Origin of the sequence: Pseudomonas sp. BN415, assembly GCF_029871195.1 — a bacterium.
GTDB classification, from domain to species: domain Bacteria; phylum Pseudomonadota; class Gammaproteobacteria; order Pseudomonadales; family Pseudomonadaceae; genus Metapseudomonas; species Metapseudomonas resinovorans.
Genome location: NZ_SSOK01000070.1, coordinates 15,806 through 34,811, shown reverse-complemented (window position 1 = coordinate 34,811; position 19,006 = coordinate 15,806). Strand labels below are relative to the sequence as shown.

Annotated in this window: 15 protein-coding genes; 10 read left to right on the top strand and 5 right to left on the bottom strand. The window is 65.9% G+C overall.

All coding sequences use genetic code 11. The features are described from left to right. Positions 1-14 precede the first annotated feature (14 nt). Positions 15-1,376, bottom strand: coding sequence for a hypothetical protein (locus E8F20_RS26615; protein ID WP_280286419.1), 1,362 nt, complete (start codon positions 1,374-1,376; stop codon positions 15-17). A 376-nt stretch (positions 1,377-1,752) separates the two neighbouring features. On the opposite strand from E8F20_RS26615, the gene E8F20_RS26610 reads away from it, so the two are divergent. From E8F20_RS26610 to E8F20_RS26565, 10 genes are all read left to right on the top strand, one after another. Continuing rightward, positions 1,753-3,210 (top strand): ATP-binding protein, encoded by a 1,458-nt coding sequence (locus E8F20_RS26610; protein WP_280286418.1) that lies wholly within the window; start codon positions 1,753-1,755, stop codon positions 3,208-3,210. After that, positions 3,210-4,607 (top strand): sigma-54 dependent transcriptional regulator, encoded by a 1,398-nt coding sequence (locus E8F20_RS26605; protein ID WP_280286417.1) that lies wholly within the window; start codon positions 3,210-3,212, stop codon positions 4,605-4,607. The genes E8F20_RS26610 and E8F20_RS26605 overlap by 1 nt, the downstream gene beginning before the upstream one ends. Before the next feature lie 581 nt (positions 4,608-5,188). Then, positions 5,189-5,368 (top strand): hypothetical protein, encoded by a 180-nt coding sequence (locus E8F20_RS26600; RefSeq protein ID WP_280286416.1) that lies wholly within the window; start codon positions 5,189-5,191, stop codon positions 5,366-5,368. A 246-nt stretch (positions 5,369-5,614) separates the two neighbouring features. Continuing rightward, positions 5,615-6,931, top strand: coding sequence for a methyl-accepting chemotaxis protein (locus E8F20_RS26595; RefSeq protein ID WP_280286415.1), 1,317 nt, complete (start codon positions 5,615-5,617; stop codon positions 6,929-6,931). Positions 6,932-7,448: 517 nt separating this feature from the next. Then, a complete protein-coding gene (locus tag E8F20_RS26590; RefSeq protein WP_280286414.1) occupies positions 7,449-8,489 on the top strand; it encodes an ABC transporter substrate-binding protein in 1,041 nt (346 codons plus the stop codon). Between the two features lie 37 nt (positions 8,490-8,526). After that, positions 8,527-9,561, top strand: a complete 1,035-nt coding sequence (locus tag E8F20_RS26585) for an aromatic ring-hydroxylating dioxygenase subunit alpha (protein ID WP_280286413.1) — start codon at positions 8,527-8,529, stop codon at positions 9,559-9,561. 8 nt (positions 9,562-9,569) lie between these two features. Next, entirely contained in the window at positions 9,570-10,373 is an 804-nt protein-coding gene (locus E8F20_RS26580; protein WP_348529643.1) for an ABC transporter ATP-binding protein, read from the top strand. A 78-nt stretch (positions 10,374-10,451) separates the two neighbouring features. Further along, complete coding sequence (locus tag E8F20_RS26575; protein ID WP_137823703.1) at positions 10,452-11,255, top strand: ABC transporter permease; 804 nt, start codon at positions 10,452-10,454, stop codon at positions 11,253-11,255. Between the two features lie 124 nt (positions 11,256-11,379). Next, the gene (locus E8F20_RS26570) at positions 11,380-12,816 is read left to right on the top strand and encodes an amidohydrolase family protein (protein WP_280286411.1); all 1,437 of its coding nucleotides are present in this window, start codon (positions 11,380-11,382) and stop codon (positions 12,814-12,816) included. Continuing rightward, on the top strand, positions 12,813-13,766 hold the full coding sequence (locus E8F20_RS26565; RefSeq protein WP_280286410.1) for a PDR/VanB family oxidoreductase: 954 nt from the start codon (positions 12,813-12,815) through the stop codon (positions 13,764-13,766). The genes E8F20_RS26570 and E8F20_RS26565 overlap by 4 nt, the downstream gene beginning before the upstream one ends. A gap of 57 nt (positions 13,767-13,823) precedes the next feature. On the opposite strand, the gene E8F20_RS26560 is transcribed toward E8F20_RS26565, so the two are convergent. The 4 genes from E8F20_RS26560 to proC form a co-directional block, all read right to left on the bottom strand. Then, positions 13,824-14,636 carry an outer membrane protein OmpK gene (locus E8F20_RS26560; protein WP_280286409.1) on the bottom strand — a complete coding sequence of 271 codons (813 nt, stop codon included), beginning with the start codon at positions 14,634-14,636 and terminating at the stop codon, positions 13,824-13,826. A 545-nt stretch (positions 14,637-15,181) separates the two neighbouring features. Beyond that, positions 15,182-16,999, bottom strand: coding sequence for an ABC transporter ATP-binding protein/permease (locus tag E8F20_RS26555; RefSeq protein ID WP_280286408.1), 1,818 nt, complete (start codon positions 16,997-16,999; stop codon positions 15,182-15,184). Positions 17,000-17,135: 136 nt separating this feature from the next. Continuing rightward, entirely contained in the window at positions 17,136-18,065 is a 930-nt protein-coding gene (locus E8F20_RS26550) for a LysR family transcriptional regulator (RefSeq protein WP_280286407.1), read from the bottom strand. A gap of 89 nt (positions 18,066-18,154) precedes the next feature. Further along, positions 18,155-18,946 (bottom strand): pyrroline-5-carboxylate reductase, encoded by a 792-nt coding sequence (gene proC / locus E8F20_RS26545; protein ID WP_280286406.1) that lies wholly within the window; start codon positions 18,944-18,946, stop codon positions 18,155-18,157. Positions 18,947-19,006 lie beyond the last annotated feature (60 nt).

Below are 19,006 nucleotides of genomic sequence, written 5' to 3'. Positions count from 1 at the left end.
GGCTCTGGGTTCGCTTAGGGAAGAATGACCACTTCTTCGGTATCACTGCCGCCGCTGCCCGAGGTGACGGTCACCGTCGCGGGAGGCGTGGGCGTGATGCCGGTGGTGAGCGTCTTGGTGGCGCCGTCCCCACCGAGCGCGCCGATGGCGGCGCCGCTGCTGGCGGTGGCGGTGAGCGCCGGCAGCGAGGTTTCGTCGCTGCTGCTGGCCACCACGGTCAATTGGCCGGAGGCCAGGCTGTATTCGGCACGCTGGATGTGGACCAGGTCGACCAATGGGGCGGCTTGGGTGGTGGGCGTGCTTTCCGGGATGGCGACGCTGTTGTCGGCGGTGATCGAGACGCTCGCCGGCAGCGCCGGGTTGCTGTTCGACTGGCCGTACCAGTTGCCGGTAGCGTTTGCTTCGGTCATGGGCACCGTCGTGGCGGCGCTGTCTTCGTAGCTGGCGGTGCCGGGGGGCGGCGGCGCCATGACGAAGACGTCCTGCTGGGCACTGGCCCCGGCTTCGCCGGCGCTGCGCGAGTAGGTGGAGCGCTGCACGATCACCGGGGTGGGGCGGATCACATCGGACAACTTGCCGGAGACGGAGAAGAGGTTGGTGCGCAGGTCGATGCCGCCCGGGCCCTGGATGCGGACGTAGTTGGTGTCGAAGGGGCTGCCGGTGACCGGTTCGGTCAGGTTGGGGTCACCGATGAAACGCTCCGAGAGACCGGTTTCCGGGTTCACCTCGGTGTAGGGGCCGTTGAGGCTGCGCAGGAAGGGGCCGATGTCACCACCCAGCGCGCCGGTGTAGGTCTTGGGGGCGCCGATGCCGATGTCGCGGGTCATGTTGATCGCCCCGCCGCCGTCATCGCCGAAGTCTTCTGCGGTGACCTCGAAGACCTCCACGCCATAGGGGTGGGTGACGGTGTAGGTGCCGATGGTGGGGACATCCACCCGGATGCGGATACGGGCAAAGCTGATCTGGTCGCCCTCGGCCGGGTTTTCCACCACGAAGGCGGCTTCCAGTGCCGCGCCGAAATTCAGGTCGATGCCGCTGGCGGCGTCGGCGATGGCGGCGTCGGCGGTGAACCAGAAGGCTTCCGGCGGGAAGTTGGTGGGGAACGCCAGCGGCTGGGTGTCGTCGTAGACGCCCGGTTCCGGCAGCAACGAGCACATGTAGGCCGGGGCGCCAGGTGCCCCGCCTGCCCGGGAACTGATGGTCTTGGACAGGCACAGGTCCAGTGTCCGGCCGTGAGTGTCCTGGTACCAGGCGGCGAAGGAGCCGATGTCGGGGTTGTAGGGGCCCTCGTCGACGGCGTACAGGGCGGCGGTTACGTGTTCTGCGGCGACCACGAGGAAGATCGAGGTGGTGGCCTTGGCGAGTTTGCGTTGCATGAGCTTTCCCTCTTGCAATGTGGGGGCCCTCCCTGCGGATTTGCTGCGCCACAGGCTGGCTGACCGGCCCTTCGCAATGAGCGTGCCAGTGTTTCCGAATCACCTCGCCAAACCGCACCCGGCAAGGCTTCTGGTCGCGCTGGGTGTACTCGCCAACGGCGCTGGGCAGGTGGGTGAGTCTCCCCACTACTGGGTGAATCTGGGGGTGGTTGGGGGAGTGGGGGGAATGCGGGTGAACCTGGGGGAGGCCGCATGGCACGGGGCTTTCACGCCAATCCGATAAATCGGGCCTGGTTTATGCACTGGTACCTGCGTCCAAGGCCGCCCGGTTGGCACGACGGGTCGAACCCATCACGCAACGCATAGGAAGGTTTCCATGAGCGCTCTGTCGGTGATCTGGGATAAGTACGCAACCGGCAAGACCGGCGACTCGCCACCTCCGCAGTTCAACCTGCTGCGTTGGTTTTCGCTGGTCAGCCTGGTTGTGATTGCGAGCGTGGCCATTGGCCTCGGGATCATTTCCACGCGATTCGTGGTGACCGAGAGCATCGAACGCGATGCCATGCTCAGCTCGCAGTTCATCCAGTCCATCGCCCAGGCCGAAATCCGCCATGTGGCGCTGCCGGCGAGCATGACCATGGGCGAGTTGCTGGATGCCCGTCAGGATGGCCACCATCCGCAAAGCATGCTGGAAGCGCGGCAGCGGGCGCGCAACGAATTCCTCGACCACATCGCCATGCTGCCCGATGCCCTGCTGGCGAACATCTACGGCGCCGACCGGGTGATCGTGTGGTCGACCAACCCGGCGCTGGTGGGCAAGGACATGAGTGGCAACGAGGACCTGGAGCAGGCCTTCTCGTCGCCGATGCAGGTGGCTTCCAGTTATGACGAGGTCACCGGTGGGCGCAGCGAGCAGAAGTTCCTCCGCGCGCCGCGCACCCTGTTCATCGAGAACTACATTCCGCTGCTGGACGACCAGGGCAGCGTCGCTTCGGTAGTCGAAATCTACAAGGAGCCCCGCGACCTGGTGCAGCGCATCCAGCGCGGCTTTGTACTGATCTGGCTGGCCACCGCCATTGGCGGCGGCCTGATCTACTTCGGTCTGTTCTGGATCGTGCGCCGTGCCTCGGGCCTGCTGGCCCAACAGCAGAGCCAACTGATCGCCAACGAGACCTTCGTCGCCCTGGGCGAGATGTCTTCCGCGGTGGCCCACAGCTTGCGCAACCCGTTGGCCTCGATCCGTTCCAGCGCGGAATTGGCCCAGGAGCTGGTGGCTCCGCCGGTGCAGAAGAACATCGTCGACATCATCAGCCAGGTGGATCGTATGTCGAAGTGGGTGCGCGAGCTGCTGATTTCGGCGCGGCCGCTCTCCGGTGATTCTGAGGAGGTGGCGCCGATCGCGGTGATCAACGAGGCGTTACATGGCTTCGATCAGCAGATCCGCCATAGCGGCGTGCGGGTGGAGTTCCATGCCGAGGCGGCGCCGGCGGTGGTCAGCCACCGGGTGCTGCTGGCGCAGGTGCTCAACAGCCTGTTCGCCAACGCCATCGAGGCCATGCCCAACGGCGGCCTGCTGCGCATCGAGGTCAAGCCCGACAGCACCGGCAAGCGCCTGATGCTGGCCATAACCGACACCGGCCAGGGCATGACGCGCAAGCAGGAAACCATGGCGTTCAAGCCCTACTACACCACCAAACAGGGGGGGCTGGGCGTGGGGCTGGTGATGGTCAAACGCATCATGGAACGCTTCGGCGGCAAGGTCAGCCTGACCAGCCGTGAGCGGGAAGGCACCCGCATCTGCCTGAACTTCAAGGTCGCTGGGGGGCGGGGGTGATGGAACACAGCGTATTGATAGTCGAAGACGACGAGCTGCTGGCCGGCAATATCCAGGTCTACCTCGAACGCAAGAACTTCGAGGCGCTGGTCTGCCACTCGGCCGAAGAGGCGCTGGAACTGCTGCAGGACCAGGTGCCCGACGTGCTGCTCACCGACAACTCCCTGCCGGGCATGAGCGGCCATGAGCTGATTCGCGAGGTGAGCAATCGCGCGCCGCAGATCAAACCGATCATGATGACCGGCTACGGCAACATCGAGGACGCGGTGCAGGCGATGAAGGCCGGCGCCTTCCATTACCTGACCAAACCGGTGGCCCTGGCCGAGCTCAAGCTGCTGCTGGACAAGGCCCTGGAGGCCCAGCGCCTGGAGCACAAGCTGGATTTCTATCACAGCCGTGCGGCGCAGGATGCCGGGCTGGCGGCGATGATCGGCGAGTCGCCGGCGATGCTGGAAGTCAAATCCATGGTGTGTCAGCTGCTGGATGCCGAAAGCCGTATGGTCGATGCCGAGTTGCCGGCGGTGCTGATCGAAGGTGAGACAGGCACCGGCAAGGAACTGATCGCCCGTGCCCTCCACTTCGACGGCGCGCGGAGCAAGGGGCCATTCGTCGAGTTCAACTGCGCTTCGATTCCTGCGCACCTGCTGGAGGCCGAACTGTTCGGCCACGAGAAAGGTGCTTTTACCGATGCCAAGGAGCGTCGCCTGGGTTTGGTGGAGGCGGCTGACGGCGGCACCCTGTTCCTCGACGAAGTGGGCGAAATGGACCTGGTGCTCCAGGCCAAGCTGCTCAAGTTGCTGGAGGACCGCACCATCCGTCGCATCGGCTCGGTGAAAGAGCGCAAGGTCAACCTGCGCATCATCAGCGCCACCAACTGCAACCTGGAGCAGATGGTGCAACAGGGCAGATTCCGCCGGGACCTGTTCTTCCGCCTGCGCATCATCTCCATCCGCGTGCCGCGCCTGTATGCACGTGGCGACGACATCCTGCTGCTCGCCCGGCATTTCCTGAAGCAGCACGGCAAGCGCTATGGCAAGCCGGGGATGCAGTTCACCCCCGAGGCCGAACACCTTCTGCAGAGCTACAGCTGGCCAGGCAACGTGCGTGAACTGCGCAACATGCTGGAGCAGACCGTGCTGCTGGCCCAGGGACAACGGGTGAGCGCCGGGCAACTGCACATTTGCCCGAGTCTGGTGGACGAGTCGTCCAGTCACTACCGCACCCATGGCAACGGCAATGGCGCCGAGCCCGAGGATGAGCGGGGCCTGGTCATCCGCATGCTCGACAAGACCGATTGGAACGTCACCAAGTCCGCCCGCCTGCTGGGCTTGACGCGGGACATGCTGCGTTACCGAATCGAAAAACTGGGCCTGGTCCGGCCGGATCGCCGTCACTGATCCGCCACCGGGCCCCGGCGCCTTCTGGCGCTACTGTTCCCTAGCACTCCCTCTCGCCAGTTCAGGAGGAGGAGATCCTTGTGGCCGGGCTGCGATCCTGCTCGCATCGCCGCATCGTCCACCGGGGTTCGGTGCCCTCACACCGGCCCCGCTTTCTTATGCCGGGCGCCAGCTTCGCAAGGGACTGGCGCCTTTTTCTTGCGCAGCAGCCTGCGCGGCAGGTCGGTAGGAACCCGCTTGCTGGCGAAGGTGTCCTGTCCAACCGGCGGGGCCGCTGTGCGGCCCTTGGCGAATGAACTGGCTATGTCTGCGTTAGCTGTGCGAGAGATTGACCATAGGGCCAAGAGCCTTGTGGGAGCTGGCTTGCCAGCGAAACGGGGCCATTCGCTGGCAAGCCAGCTCCTACGGGCAATGCAGTTGCTTGCAAGACGTAACGCAGACAGAGCCGATGAACTCGCCCCTACAGGGTATGTGCCACGTGCATGGCTCGCTGTCCGACGTCGGCGACCAATGGCCTTGAACGCCGTGCCGTCCAGCCGACTCAAATGGGTAAGGATCCTGTCGGTCCCGCGAGGTGCAGCATGAGTAGTGAGCGAAGAGGCGGCCTTTCCGGTAATGACCAAAAGAGCCAGGGCGAATTTCCGCGCTGGCTGATCGACCCCGATTACATTGACCTGGAGTTGGAGCGCGATCCGGACGATCCACGGTTCGATCCCACGCTGGACGATGCTGAAACTTTCCGGCATTCCCACAGGGGATGAATGAGCGTGTTTTTTAGTTGTGGCGCTGCCCGAATGGCTAGTGGCAGAATGCGATCAAGCGACATGGACGTCACCCATCTTCACGGCGCCAGCCGTCCCCAAGCGGGCCCGCACATCACTTTCCTCCAGGCGCACGCTGCCGGCATTTCCCGGTAATCAGCCAGGGGGCTCAGGGGCCTAAAGAAGCGGTCGCCGCTGCCGATGCAGGAGTTACCTCCCTGCGTTTTCTTTTCCCCGAGTCCTGACATGTTCAACTCCCGCCTGAAACAGGAACTGCGCAGCCTGCGCGAAGAGCTGTCCTCCATCCAGCAGGTTCGCGCCAGCCTCGATGAGGAAATGCTCGCGCTCTACCTCGACGCGCGTGGTCGCATCGAGTCGGTCAACGCCAATTTCGAAAAGGAAATGCTCTACCGCGCCGACCAATTGTTCGGTCGAGCGCTGCTGGATCTGATTCCCCAGCATGTGCGCGGCCTGGAGTTCCACCTGCGGGTGAAGACCGCGCTGGAGCGGGGTGAGCATCTGGCTGGGGTCGTGCGCCTGTTGCGCGGCGATGGCGAGGAGGCCTGGCTGCGTTGCATCCTGCAGCCGATTCGCGACAGCGCCGGCAGGCTCCAGCGCTTTTCCATCTACGCCAGCAACCTGACCCGCACCATCGAGGCATCCCGCGAGCACGAGAACCTGATCAACGCCTTGCAGCGCTCCACGGCGGTGATCGAGTTCAACCTGGACGGCGAGGTGCTGGCCGCCAACGATAGATTCCTCGACGCCATGGGTTACAGCCTGGAACAGATCCGTGGCAAGCATCACCGTCTGTTCTGCGAGCCGGTCGAGTACAACTCGTCGCAGTACCAGGCCTTCTGGGACAAGCTGCGTCGCGGCGAATTCGTCGCCGATCGCTTCAAGCGTGTTGATCGCCACGGCCGCACGGTCTGGCTGGAAGCCTCCTACAACCCGATCATCGACGCCCATGACCGCCTCTACAAAGTGGTCAAGTTCGCCACCGTGATCACCGATCAGGTCAACCGCGAAGCGGCCGTGGCCGAGGCTGCTGGAATGGCCCTGGAGACGTCCAGGGGCACCGATGACAGCGCGAAGCGCGGCGCCGCCGTGGTTCAGCAGACGGTGGATGTCATGCGTGAGCTGGCCATCCGCATGCAGGAAGCGGTGCAGGGTATCGAAGCGCTGGACCAGCAGTCGCAGGTCATCGGCGCCATCGTCAAGAGCATCAGCGGGATCGCCGACCAGACCAACCTGCTGGCCCTCAACGCCGCCATCGAAGCCGCTCGTGCCGGCGAGCAGGGGCGTGGCTTCGCGGTGGTTGCCGACGAGGTTCGCCAACTGGCCTCGCGGACCAGTTCGGCCACCGTGGAAATCACCAAGGTGGTGGAACAGAACCAGCAACTGGCCGAACGCGCCGTCGCCATGATCGACCGCGGTCGGCAGCAGGCTGAGCTGGGCCTGGAACTATCCGGCCAGGCTGGCACCGCCATCGTCGAAATCCAGGACGGGGCGCAACGCGTGGTCAACGCCATCGGGCAGTTCTCCAGCCACCTGTCGCGCTGATCCAGCTGAGTCCCTTGGCCCCGGTCGTTCCGGGGGCAGCCATTTTCCCAGGGTCGTGCCCGTCAGACAGTTGATTCCGATGCACCACGACGAGGCGCATTCATGTCGTGGTGCCCCCGGCCTGAGCGCGATCCAGGTGCACCAGGTTGCATCTATATCCTCAGCAAAGCGCTCTGGAATGAGGCTTTTCAGGCTTTTCTCGCGGCTTGGCACGCTCCTGGCTTTGTCATTGGCGAGTAGAAGCGGTTAGCGCCGAACGAGTTCCTTCGGCGCGGGACATTGCTCTTGCGGCCACCCCGGTCGCACACCCGGTATGCGGGTGCTTGGTCATGGTCTTCGGACCTGGACGAGAGAGATGTCAGTCATGCGCTTCGCCATTGCCCATCCCTTCCACCTGTTCGCCGGTCAGAACCGCGCGACGGTGTCTCGTCGTTTCCAGCATCCCTCCGGTTCCCTGACGGGTTTCGCGCCATGCACGCGAGGCCCATTCCTGTGCCTTGATTCGGAGATTTTCGCCATGACCAGCTACTCCGCCTTGCGCTCCGCCGCTCGCCGCTTTTCCCGTCAACTGCTGCTCCCGCTCGCTGTGGCGGGTGCCCTTGCCGCGCCGCTGGCCCAGGCCGCTGACAAGGTGGTGCTGCTCACTTCCTGGTACGCCCAGGCCGAGCACGGCGGCTTCTACCAGGCGCTGGCTACCGGCCTTTATGAAGCCGAGGGGCTGGACGTCACCATTCGCATGGGCGGCCCCCAGGTGAACGGCATGCAGCTGCTGCTCAACCGCCAGGCCGATGTGATCGCCAGCTACGACCTGCAGGTGCTCAAGAGCGTGGAGGCGGGCATGCCGGTAGTGGCCATTGGTGCGGCCTTCCAGGGCGATCCCCAGGGCATGTTGACCCACGCCGACGTGAAGAGCCTGGATCAGCTCAAGGACAAGACCGTGCTGGTTTCCACCTCCGGGCAGACCACCTGGTGGCCCTGGCTGAAGGCGAAGTACGGCCTTTCCGACGCCCAGGCACGGCCCTACACCTTCAACCTGCAGCCGTTCTTCGCCAACCCTGCCGCGGCCCAGCAGGCCTACGCCAGTTCCGAGCTGCTGCAGGCCACCAAGGCCGGTATCAAACCCAACTTCTTCCTCTTCGCCGATCACGGCTATCCGCCCTACGGCTCGACGCTGGTGACCCGCCGCGACCTGATCGAACAGCGCCCGGAGGTCCTCGCGCGCTTCGTCAAGGCGAGCATGGAAGGCTGGCGCAGCTACTTGGTCAACCCGGCACCAGCCAATGGGCTGATCAAGCGCGACAACCCGAACATGAGTGACGAACTGCTGGCCTGGGGTGTGGAGAAACTCAAGGAGTACCGCCTGGTGGAGGGCGGCGATGCGGCGACCCGGGGTATCGGCGTGATGACTGATACCCGCTGGCAGGCCACCCGCGACTTCATGGTGCAGAGCGGTCTGCTCAAGGCTGAGGTGGATGCGAAGGACGCCTACGACCTGCGCTTCGTCCGCGACCTTCATGTACTGCCCGGTGCGCCGGCCCAGACCGCCGCCAATCCCTGACTCCGCGCCTGAAACGAATTCGATGAGGACCTGAACCATGCTGGTTACCCAACAACCTGTATTGCGCCGTTTCTGGTACGCACTGATGCCTGTCGCCCATCTGGACGCCGGCCCCCAGCCCTTCACCCTGCTGGGCGAGCGCCTGGTGCTGTTCCTCGGCAAGGAAGGCCCGGTGGCCCTGGCGGACCGTTGCTGCCACCGCACCGCCCAGCTGTCCAAGGGCTGGGTGGAGGACGGCACCATCGTCTGCGGCTACCACGGCTGGCGTTACGACGGCAGCGGCGCCTGCGTGTGCATCCCGCAGCAGGCCGAAGGCGCGCCGATTCCCGCCGGCGCCCGGACCCAGGCGTTCCACTGCAAGGAGCAGTACGGTTACGTCTGGGTCTGCCTCGGCGAGCCACTGCAGGACATCCCGCGGTTCGAGGAGGATGGCCTGCCCCAGTACCGGCGCATCTTTCAGTTCTACGAGGAGTGGAAGACCAGCCCGCTGCGCTTCATGGAGAACAGCTTCGACAACTCCCACTTTTCCTTCGTGCACCGGGCCAATTTCGGCATGCTCGACCAGCCCAAGCCCTCCAGCTATCGCCTGGAGGAAACCGACTGGGGGTTCGAGGCGGAAACCGTCGTGCCGATCAACAACCCGCCGTCCGGGCACCGGGTCACCGGCAGCAGCGCGCCGACCACCACACGCCACCTGTTCAACCGCTGGTACCTGCCCTTCGTGCGGCGCTTCGGCTGTACCTACCCGGACAGCGGCATTCACCACATCATCTACAACTGCGCCACGCCCATCGACGACAAGCGCATTCAGCTGGTGCAGTGGCTCTACCGCAACGACAGCGAGGAGAACTGCAGCACCGGGGAACTGATCGCCTGGGATGCCCCGATCACCCGCGAGGACCAGGACATCCTCGAAGCCACCGACTACGACGCCTGCGTCGATACACGTCGCCGGGTGGAGTTCCACATGGAGTCGGACAAGCCGGGCCTGATCATGCGCAAGCAGCTCTTCGCGCTCTTGCAGAAGCACGGTGAGGAGGAATGTTTCCGTGCCGAGGGGGTGCCGCTGTGAACGCCGCCATGAACCTGCCGCCGGTGATGGCGGAGGAGCGCCCGGTCCTGCTCGCCAACCAGGTGGAAAAGGTCTACCCCAATGGCACCCAGGCGCTGCAACGCATGAAGCTCGAGATCGGCCGTGGCGAGTTCGTCTCGCTGCTGGGACCCTCCGGCTGCGGCAAGAGCACGCTGCTGAAGATGTTCGCCGGGCTGGAGCAACCCTCCGCCGGCCATGTGCGTTGGTGGGGCAAGGGCCGCCTCGATGAAGCGGGCAGCGGTCAGCGCCTGGCCATGGTGTTCCAGGAGGCGACCCTGATGCCCTGGGCGAAGGTGGCCGACAACGTGCGCCTGCCGCTGGACCTGGCCGCCGTACCCAAGGCCGAAAGCGTGCCCCGGGTTCAAGCCGCGCTGGAACTGGTGGGCCTCGGCCGCTTCGGTGGGGTTTACCCGCGGGAGCTGTCCGGTGGCATGCAGATGCGCGCCTCGATTGCCCGCGCGCTGGCCACCGAGCCCAACCTGCTGCTGATGGACGAGCCCTTCGGTGCCCTCGACGAATTCACCCGCAACCGCCTCGACAGCGACCTGCGCCAGCTCTGGGCGAGCCGCGACCTGACGGTGGTGTTCGTCACCCACAGCATCTTCGAGGCGGTGTACCTGTCCTCGCGGGTGGTGGTGATGGGCGCACGACCCGGCCGCGTGCTGGCGGACGTGGCCATCGACGGTCCACTGGAACGGGACGACGCCTTCCGCACGTCATCCGCCTTCATCGAACAGTGTGCGCACCTGTCGGCGCTGCTGGCCGAGGCGAGCGGGGAGGGCGGGCATTGATGGACAACTTTCGTGCATTCCCAGCCCTCTGGGCGAGGGCTGGGATGAGGGCGTTTTCCTCCCACACAGGAGCTCAACATGAACACTGAACATCGTCCCTGGCTGACCCACCCCACCGTTCAACGCATCGCCGCGCCGGTGCTGGTGGGCATCGTCCTGCTCGGCCTGTGGCAAGTCCTGTGCGTGGCGTTGCAGGTGCCCGCCTACCTGGTGCCGAGTCCGCTGGACATTGGCCGCACCCTGCTGACCGACGGCCCCATGCTGCTGGGGGCGCTCTGGACCACCCTGACCATCACCTTCCTCTCCTTTGCCCTGGCGGTGACCCTGGGCGTGGCGCTGGCCTTTCTCTTCGTGCAGAGCCGGGTGATCGAGGCGAGTCTGTTCCCCTACGCCATCCTGCTGCAGGTCACGCCGGTGGTGGCCATCGCACCGCTGATCATCATCTGGGTCAGCAACACCACCCTGGCGCTGGTGGTCTGCGCCACCCTGGTGGCCATCTTCCCGGTGATCGCCAATACCGTGCTGGGGCTGCGCAGCGTCAACCCTGGCCTGCTCAACCTGTTCCGCCTGAACCGTGCCGGCCGCTGGCAGACCCTGCTGCGCCTGCGCATCCCCAGCGCGTTGCCGTACTTCTTCGGCGGGCTGCGCATAGCCTCGGGGCTGGCGCTGATCGGCGCGGTGGTGGCGGAGTTCGTCGCCGGTACCGGCGGCACCGGCGCGGGGCTGGCCTACCAGATCCTCCAGGCGGGCTTCCAGATGAACATTCCCCGGCTGTTCGCCGCGCTGCTGCTGATTGCCGTCACCGGCGTCGCCCTGTTCTGCCTGATGGCTATGCTGGCGCGGGTGTGCCTCGGGCACTGGCACGAAAGCGAGCAGGGCTGAGCCCCGCCTTGCCTGATTCCGGCCGCTGACCTGAGCAGCGGCCCAACCCTGTCTCTCCCGGAGCGGTTGCGGTGATCCGGCTCCCTCACCGCGCCGTTCCGGGGAGCCTTGACGGAGTGTCGTCATGACTGATTCCAAGAGCTGGCTGATCCGCAATGCCAGCGCCATTCTCACCGGCCTTACCGGGAACGCGGCGCGTCACGCCGGGCCGGATATCCGCATCCGCGATGGACGCATCGCCGCCCTTGGCCGGCTCGACCCGCTACCCGGCGAGTCGCAGATAGACGCCCGTGACTGCGTCGTCTACCCGGCCTGGGTGAATACCCACCATCACCTCTTCCAGTCGTTGCTAAAGGGCGAACCGGAAGGCCTCGACCAGAGCCTCACCGCTTGGCTCGCGACCACACCCTATCGCTTCCGCGCGGCCTTCGACGAGCACAGCTTCCGCCTTGCCGCACGGATCGGTCTGGTGGAACTGGCCCGTTCCGGTTGCGCCACCGTGGCTGACCATCACTACCTGTACTACCCGGGCATGCCCTTCGACGGCGCGGCCATTCTCTTCGAGGAAGCCGAGTCCCTCGGGCTGCGTTTCGTGCTCTGCCGGGGAGGTGCCACCCAGGCCCGTCAGCTGGAAGCGGACCTGCCGCAGGCGCTGCGACCGGAAACCCTGGACGCCTTCCTGGCCGACCTGGAACGACTCACCGCCCGCTATCACGACCCGGCCGGCGATGCCCGCCGCCGCGTGGTGGCCGCGCCGACTACCACCCTGCACTCCACCACGGCGCAGGAGCTGCGGGAGATTGCCGCGCTGGCGCGCCGGCTGGGCCTTCGCCTGCACAGCCACCTTTCGGAAACCGTGGACTACCTGGATGCCGCGCGGGCCAAGTTCGGCATGACGCCGGTGCAGTTCTGCGCCGAACAGGACTGGCTCGGGCCGGATGTCTGGTTCGCCCATCTGGTGAAGTTGCTGCCCGAAGAAATCCGTCTGCTGGGGGACAGCGGCAGCGGCATCGCTCACTGCCCGCAGAGCAACGGGCGCCTGGGCAGTGGCATCGCCGATCTGCCGGCGCTGGAGGCGGCCGGAGTGGCGGTGTCCATCGGCGTTGATGGTGCTGCCTCCAACGAGGCCGCAGACATGCTTTCGGAAACCCACGCCGCCTGGCTGTTGCAGCGGGCGCGCAAGGGCGAGCGGGCACGGCCGCGCTACGCGGGTGGCACCTTTGAGGGGGGCGCCGACGCGGCGTCCATCGAAGACGTTCTGCGTTGGGGCACGGCGGGCGGCGCCAAGGTGCTTGGCCTTGGCCAGCTCGGCACCCTGGCGGTCGGGCAGGCGGCTGACCTGGCCATCTATGCCCTCGACGACCCGCGCTACTTTGGCTTGCACGATCCGGCCATCGGCCCCATCGCCTGTGGTGGCCGTGCCCGGCTTCGCGCCTTGCTGGTCGGCGGCGAACGGGTGGTGGACGACGATCGGATTCCCGGTCTCGACCTCGCCGAACTGGGCCGCGAAGCCGCCCGCGCAGTCGTGGGGCTGCAGCAACGCGCGGGGGTACGGGCATGAGCTGGTTGGACATGCGCGTGCGCGGCCTGCGGGAAGAGGCCGTTGGCATCCTCGGTATCGAGCTGCGGCCGGCCGAGGATGTTCCGCTGACGTGGCACTGGGAACCCGGCGCTCATGTGGATATCCGCCTGGAAGGCGGGCTGGTGCGCCAGTACTCGCTGACCAACCTGGCAGACGAAGGCTGCATGCGCCTGGCGGTGAAGCAGGAGGAAACCTCCCGTGGCGGCTCGCGCTGGCTGCATGAGCGGTTGCGCATCGGCTCGCGGTTGGAGGTCGGCGCGCCGCGCAACCTGTTTCCGTTGCGGGACGGGCAGGGTGAAGTGCTGCTGGTGGCAGCGGGGATTGGCGTCACACCCCTACTGGCCATGTATCGCCAGTGCCGCCGCGATACGCGCCCGGCGCGCCTTCTGTATTTCACCCGCAGTCCCGCCCACGCTGCATTCGCCGATGAGCTGGCCGGCGACGCGTCGGTCAGGCTGGTTCATGGCCTGGACGGTGCCGGGGTCATGGAGCGACTGCGCGCCGAACTGCCTGCCTGGCGGCCTGGCGCGACGCTGTACACCTGCGGGCCGGCACCCTTCATGGCAACGGTGCTGGAGCAGGCTGAAGCGGCGGGCTGGCCGGCGGAGGCCCTGTTCCAGGAGCATTTCCAGGCGCCGTCCGGCGACGTCGTCACCCCGTCCGCAGGGTTGGAGCTGGTGCTGGTGCGCAGTGGTCGTTCGGTGCAGGTGGGGGAGGGTGAAACCCTAGTGGATGCCGCCGCACGGGCGGGTGTCGCCATTCCCACCTCGTGCGGCATGGGCATGTGCGGTTGCTGCCTGACCCGCGTGCTTGCAGGCACGCCGGAGCACCGCGACCAGTTCCTGTCCGATGCCGAACGGGACAGCGGCGAATGGCTGTTGCCTTGCGTGTCGGGTTGCCGGGGTGGGCGGTTGGAGCTGGACTGCTAGCGATTGCGGTAACGCCGCGCGCATAACGGAACCGGGGGCATTGCGCCCCCGGTCTGCTTAGAAGTGTGCTTTCAGAAGCAAGCTGGTGGCGCTCTGGTCCGTGGGGAAACCTCGGCTGTCTTCGATGCCGTATTTGTCGGACCAGAAGTCGTACTCGATGCCCGCGTAGACGGTCTTGGCGCCATGGCCCAGCGCCTTGCCCAGGTCGTACTTGATCTGCGGATTGAAGTGGAAGCTGCGGGCGACATAGTCGGACTTGCCCTTGGTGCCCACGTCGTTGACGTACCACTCCAGATAACCATCGAAGAGGATGTCGGAACGGCCCACGGGAATGGTCATGGCCCAGGTGGGGTTGATCTGCCACTGGCCCGAGGCCTTGCCGGTGATGCCGTCGGGTTTGCGGTAGTAGGTGTTCAGCGAGAAGCGGTCGAAGCCGGGAATGTCCAGGTCCAGCGCCGGCCCCAGCAGGTACTTGCGGTTGCGGTCTTTGCCACGCTCGTAGGTGGCGGCGATGAGCACGTCCTTGATCGGGCCGTAGGCGATGCGCGTATCGCTGATCTTGCCCAGGGACAGGCGGGGTGAGAACTCGCCGTAGTAGCTGTGGCCGTCGCTGCCGTGGACGCCGTTGAACCACTTGTTGTCGACGAAGAGAAAGACGTCGCCCCAGCTCCAGCCGCTGGCGTGCTCGAAGGTGATGGTTTGCTGGGTCTTGCCGGCGCCGTTGCCGTCCACCTTGTAGTCGGTGCCGTAGAGGTAACTCAGGCTACTGTCGCTCCACAGCAGCGGCCCGGCCTGGGCAGCCAGGGGCGAGGCGCCGAGGGCGAGAACCAGGGTGGGGATGCTGGCGCGCGAGGCGATGCGATGCTTCATCGGATGTTCCCTTGCTTGTAGTCATTGAGGTGACCGGCAAGGGCTGCCATCTGGACATGCCTCTCCCACCCCGGCCAATACCGGGGCGGACACCCTTGCCGGGTGTGCGGCCTGAGCCGCAAGAGCAATGTCCCGCGCGGAGTCCTCCGACCCGCGCTGACCGCTTCTACTCGGGAGGACTCATAGCAAGGAGCAGGCCATGGTCCGCAAAACCGCGCCCCAGAGGTTGTGGACTGTTGTTGTTGTCGATTGCATGCAGGAGTGGATGCGCTTCTTGCACCAATCTGGATACGTGAGGTTCGGTCAGGACCCGGAATGAGGCGCGCTGGGCGCCCGCTGGTATCCGGGAGCCGAAGGCAGGTGCGGGCGCGGCGGTCAGCATCGCGCTGGCACGGCTGGGCACCGAGTTGCGGCGGCAGGTCGCGCGTTTCCGCGTGTCATGCGCTGGCAGCCGATGCAGAAAGCCCCTGGGGATTGCCGATCCCCAGGGGCTTTTCATAGGTCGTGACCGCGCTCGATGCGGGTCCGGGCGCGTATGGGACTGGCTAGACGTTCGCCTCGAGCGCCGGTTGCTGTTCCATCAGTGACCAGGCGCCCTGACCGTCCAGCTCCAGGCGGTGGGTATGGAACAGCGACAGGGTGCTGCGGTGGCCAATGCTGACCAGCATGGCGTCGCGCATTTCATTGCGCAGTAGCGAGTAGAGGGCATGCTCCAGGCCTTCGTCCATGGCCGAGGTGGATTCGTCCAGGAAGACGATCTGCGGCCGGTTGAACAGCACCCGGGCGAAGGCTAGGCGCTGCTGCTCGCCGACGGAGAGTATGCGCGTCCAGTCCTGGCTGAGGTCGAGCCGGTCGGCCAGGTGGGCGAGGTTCACCTGGCGCAGTGCCTGTTTCAGGCGCTCCTCGTCTTCCGGGGCGCTGGTGGCCGGATAGGCGATTGCCGTGCGCAGGTCCCCCAGCGGCAGGTAAGGGCGCTGCGAAAGGAACAGGGCCTGGTTGCCGCCGGGGCGGCGTACCGCACCCTCTGCGTAAGGCCAGAGCCCGGCCAGCGCGCGCAGCAGGGTGGTCTTGCCGCTGCCCGATGGCCCCTTGATCAGCAGCGCCTGGCCGGGCGCGAGGCTCAGGTTCAGGTCGGCCAGCAGCCGAAAGCCGTCAGGGCGCAGTACCTGCATGCCTTCGATTTCCAGCACCTTGGCTTGTTCGTGCGTGGTGACGCGGGGCAGGGTGCGTGCCTGTTCGTTGGCATCGAGGAACCCGGTGAGACGGTCGAGGGTGGCGCGGTACTGGGCGAAGGCGTCGTAGGAGGTCCGGAAGAACGACAGCGAGTCCTGCACCTGGCCAAAGGCCTGGGAGGTCTGCATCACGTCGCCCAGCTTGATGGCGCCACTGAAGAAGCGCGGGGCTTGCAGGATGAAGGGGAAAACCACCGCCACCTGGCTGATGGCGAGGTTGAAACCGTCGAATTTCAGGCTTCGGTACACCAGCGCCCAGACGTTGCTGATCAGCGCGGAGAAGCGGCCCAGCAGCGTGTGTCGCTCGATGTCGTTGCCCTGGTAGAACGCCACGTTCTCGGCGTACTCGCGCAGGCGCATCAGCGCGTAACGGAAGTTCGCGGTGAGTTTTTCGTTCAGGAAGTTCAGGCGGATCAGCGGGCGGCCGAGGCGGAAGGCGATCCAGGTGGCAATGATCACGTAGATGTAAACGGCGAAGACCATCGCCCGTGGAATCTCCACACCGCCGACTTCCAGGGGCGCCGAAAGGCCCCAGAGAATGCCGGTGAAGGCCACCAGCGACACCAGCGCGCTGACGGCGCCGAGCGCGAGGGACACCGAGCCGGTGACGAAGGAGTTCACGTCCAGTTCGATACGCTGGTCGGGGTTGTCCACAGGCTCGGCGAGGAACTGGCCACGGTAGTAGGCATCGCCCTTCATCCAGTCGGCGGTCATCCGATCGTTGAGCCATACCCGCCAACGGATGCTGAAGGCCTGGGTCACGTAGTAGTTGAACAGCGCACGCAGCACGTGGATGGTGGCGAGGATCGAGAACACCCCGAGGAAGTACCAGAAAGCCTTCTGGTCCAGCCCCTGCAGGGCGCTGTAGAAGCCGTTGTACCAGAACGAGAACAGCACGTTCATGCGCACCGAGAACAGCGTCAGGACCAGCAGCAGGATGAACACCAGCAGAGGGCGCCAGCTGTGTTTCGGGCTGAGGTAGGGGCCGGCGATCTGCCAGAACTGGCTACCCCAGCGGGTGAAGCGTACCGCCAGTGTTCCCGCGGCAGCGAACGCGGCAATGGTGATCAGGGAGGCGACTGCCAGCCAGCTCAGGCTTTCCTGCAGGGCCTGGTTCCAATCCATTTCCATGGTGGTTACCCGTGGTTTTTTCAGGGGGGAATGAGGGGGATTGCTCTGCCGAACGGGCCAGGGGCCTGGCAGCGGTGAGCGATAGTAGCACCGTGCGGGCGCGTCGAACCCCCTACGCGGGCCGGGTTCGCCCGGCTCACTTCACCAGACGCTGTAGGTCCCCGACCTTCGCGGCGTGGGGACTCTTGAAGACGTACACCAGTTCGTCGGCCAGCGCCCTGGCCTCGCGGGTGATCAGTTCCTGGTCGCGGTAGACCAGCGAGATGTTCAGCGGCGGCACCTGCTCCTGCAGGTCGAGCACGTCCAGTTCCTGGCCGAGCTTCTGCACGTACTCCAGCACGCGCAGCGGCCAGTAGCTGATGACGTCGGTGTTGCGTGCCAGCTCGCAGAACATCACGCCCGAAGAGCACTCGATCACGCGCTCGGGCAGGGGGACCTGAAACGCCTCGAACATCAGGCCGATGCGGGACTTGTCCAGCGAGTCCTGCAGCAGCCATTGCTGCTCGCGCAACTCGGCTAGCGAGTGGGCGTTGCGCAGGGGGTGTCCCTTGCGCACTGCGAGGGCCGTGGGTTGCACGTAAAGCTCAGACCAATGGAAACCATCGCTGTAGCGGCTGGCCGGCTGGGAACAGAGTGCCAGGTCCAGTTGGCCCTCGCGCAGGCCTTCCATCAGCTTGGACGGGCGCGACTCATGGATCTGCAACTGCACCTTGGGGTAGCGCTTGCCGTAGTGTTCGAGTGCGGCAAGGAATTGGGCGCCGGGGGTTGCCGGCGAGATGCCGATCGACACCTTGCCATCCATGCCGCCCTTCAGGGTTTCGATCTCCTCGCGGGCGCGGCGTGCCTCTTCGAGCATCAGCCGGGCGCGGCGCACCAGGCGTTCGCCATACTCGGTCGCGGTGATGCCGCGATTGGAGCGCACCAGCAGCGGCACACCGAGCGCCGTCTCCAGTTCCTTGATGCTTTTCGACAGGGCCGGTTGGGAGATGTGCAGCAGGCGCGCGGTCTCTTGCATGCTGCCACTTTCGCAGATCGCCACGAGGGCTCGGAGCTGGTTCAACTTCATGGGCGGTGCCGTATGTCGGGTTGGATCAGCAGGCCCCGGGGCCTGGGCGGGTTACGTGCCGCGTGCCACTGGCATGCGGCACGCTCGGGTCAGGCGCCCTGGGAAAGCTCCCGGGAGCGCTGGTGGGCGGCACGGGCCGCGGCGCCTATCAGCTGGCGCAGGGCCTGGTCCTGTTCGAAGGTGGCGATGGCTGCCGCCGTGGTGCCGTTGGGTGAGGTCACCGCGGTGCGCAGGGCCACGAAATCGGCTTCCGGTTGCGTCTGCAGCGTCGCCGCGCCCAGGGCGGTCTGTGCGGCCAGGGACCTGGCCAGCTCCGGGCTCAGGCCCAGGGCCACGCCGGCTGCCGCCAGTGCTTCGCTGAACAGGTGGTAGTAAGCCGGACCGCTGCCGGAGATGGCGGTGACCGCGTCCAGCAACTCCTCACGCTCGACCCAGCTCGCAGTGCCCACGGCCGCGAACAGGCGCGTAACCAGTTCGAGCTTTGTCTCGCCGAGCGACGCGTCGGCGTACAGCCCGGTGCAACCGGCGCCCACTAGAACCGGCGTGTTCGGCATGGCACGTACGACCGGGCAGCGATTGCGCAGGGCCTGGCCCAGGCTTGCGGCGGTGACGCCCGCCGCGACCGAAATCACCACCGCGCGCTGGCACAGCGCATCAGGCAGGGCCGCCAGGACTTCGCAGGCGTAGGCCGGCTTCACCGCTACCACGATGATGTCGTACGGCTCGGCGGGAACCGCCTCCACGCTGCTGAACAGGGCGGCGCTGGTGGCCGACTGGAGGTACGGATCGACGGCGCTCAGGCTGTCGACCAGGCCGGCGGATAGCCAGGCTTCGCCAATGGCGCTGCCCATGCGGCCGTAGCCGATGAAGAGTGCGTTCATGTTGTCAGTTGTCCTGTGGCAGTTAGGCGCGCCGCTACCGGCGCGTTGCATGGCCCAGCC

Coding starts and splice junctions, on each gene's coding strand:
- E8F20_RS26580 (WP_348529643.1), top strand. CDS start 9,570: ATGAACCTGCCGCCGGTGATGGCGGAGGAGCGCCCGGTCCTGCTCGCC.
- E8F20_RS26575 (WP_137823703.1), top strand. CDS start 10,452: ATGAACACTGAACATCGTCCCTGGCTGACCCACCCCACCGTTCAACGC.
- E8F20_RS26605 (WP_280286417.1), top strand. CDS start 3,210: ATGGAACACAGCGTATTGATAGTCGAAGACGACGAGCTGCTGGCCGGC.
- E8F20_RS26555 (WP_280286408.1), bottom strand. CDS start 16,999: ATGGAAATGGATTGGAACCAGGCCCTGCAGGAAAGCCTGAGCTGGCTG.
- E8F20_RS26600 (WP_280286416.1), top strand. CDS start 5,189: ATGAGTAGTGAGCGAAGAGGCGGCCTTTCCGGTAATGACCAAAAGAGC.
- E8F20_RS26590 (WP_280286414.1), top strand. CDS start 7,449: ATGACCAGCTACTCCGCCTTGCGCTCCGCCGCTCGCCGCTTTTCCCGT.
- E8F20_RS26570 (WP_280286411.1), top strand. CDS start 11,380: ATGACTGATTCCAAGAGCTGGCTGATCCGCAATGCCAGCGCCATTCTC.
- E8F20_RS26595 (WP_280286415.1), top strand. CDS start 5,615: ATGTTCAACTCCCGCCTGAAACAGGAACTGCGCAGCCTGCGCGAAGAG.
- E8F20_RS26585 (WP_280286413.1), top strand. CDS start 8,527: ATGCTGGTTACCCAACAACCTGTATTGCGCCGTTTCTGGTACGCACTG.
- E8F20_RS26615 (WP_280286419.1), bottom strand. CDS start 1,376: ATGCAACGCAAACTCGCCAAGGCCACCACCTCGATCTTCCTCGTGGTC.
- proC (WP_280286406.1), bottom strand. CDS start 18,946: ATGAACGCACTCTTCATCGGCTACGGCCGCATGGGCAGCGCCATTGGC.
- E8F20_RS26610 (WP_280286418.1), top strand. CDS start 1,753: ATGAGCGCTCTGTCGGTGATCTGGGATAAGTACGCAACCGGCAAGACC.
- E8F20_RS26560 (WP_280286409.1), bottom strand. CDS start 14,636: ATGAAGCATCGCATCGCCTCGCGCGCCAGCATCCCCACCCTGGTTCTC.
- E8F20_RS26550 (WP_280286407.1), bottom strand. CDS start 18,065: ATGAAGTTGAACCAGCTCCGAGCCCTCGTGGCGATCTGCGAAAGTGGC.
- E8F20_RS26565 (WP_280286410.1), top strand. CDS start 12,813: ATGAGCTGGTTGGACATGCGCGTGCGCGGCCTGCGGGAAGAGGCCGTT.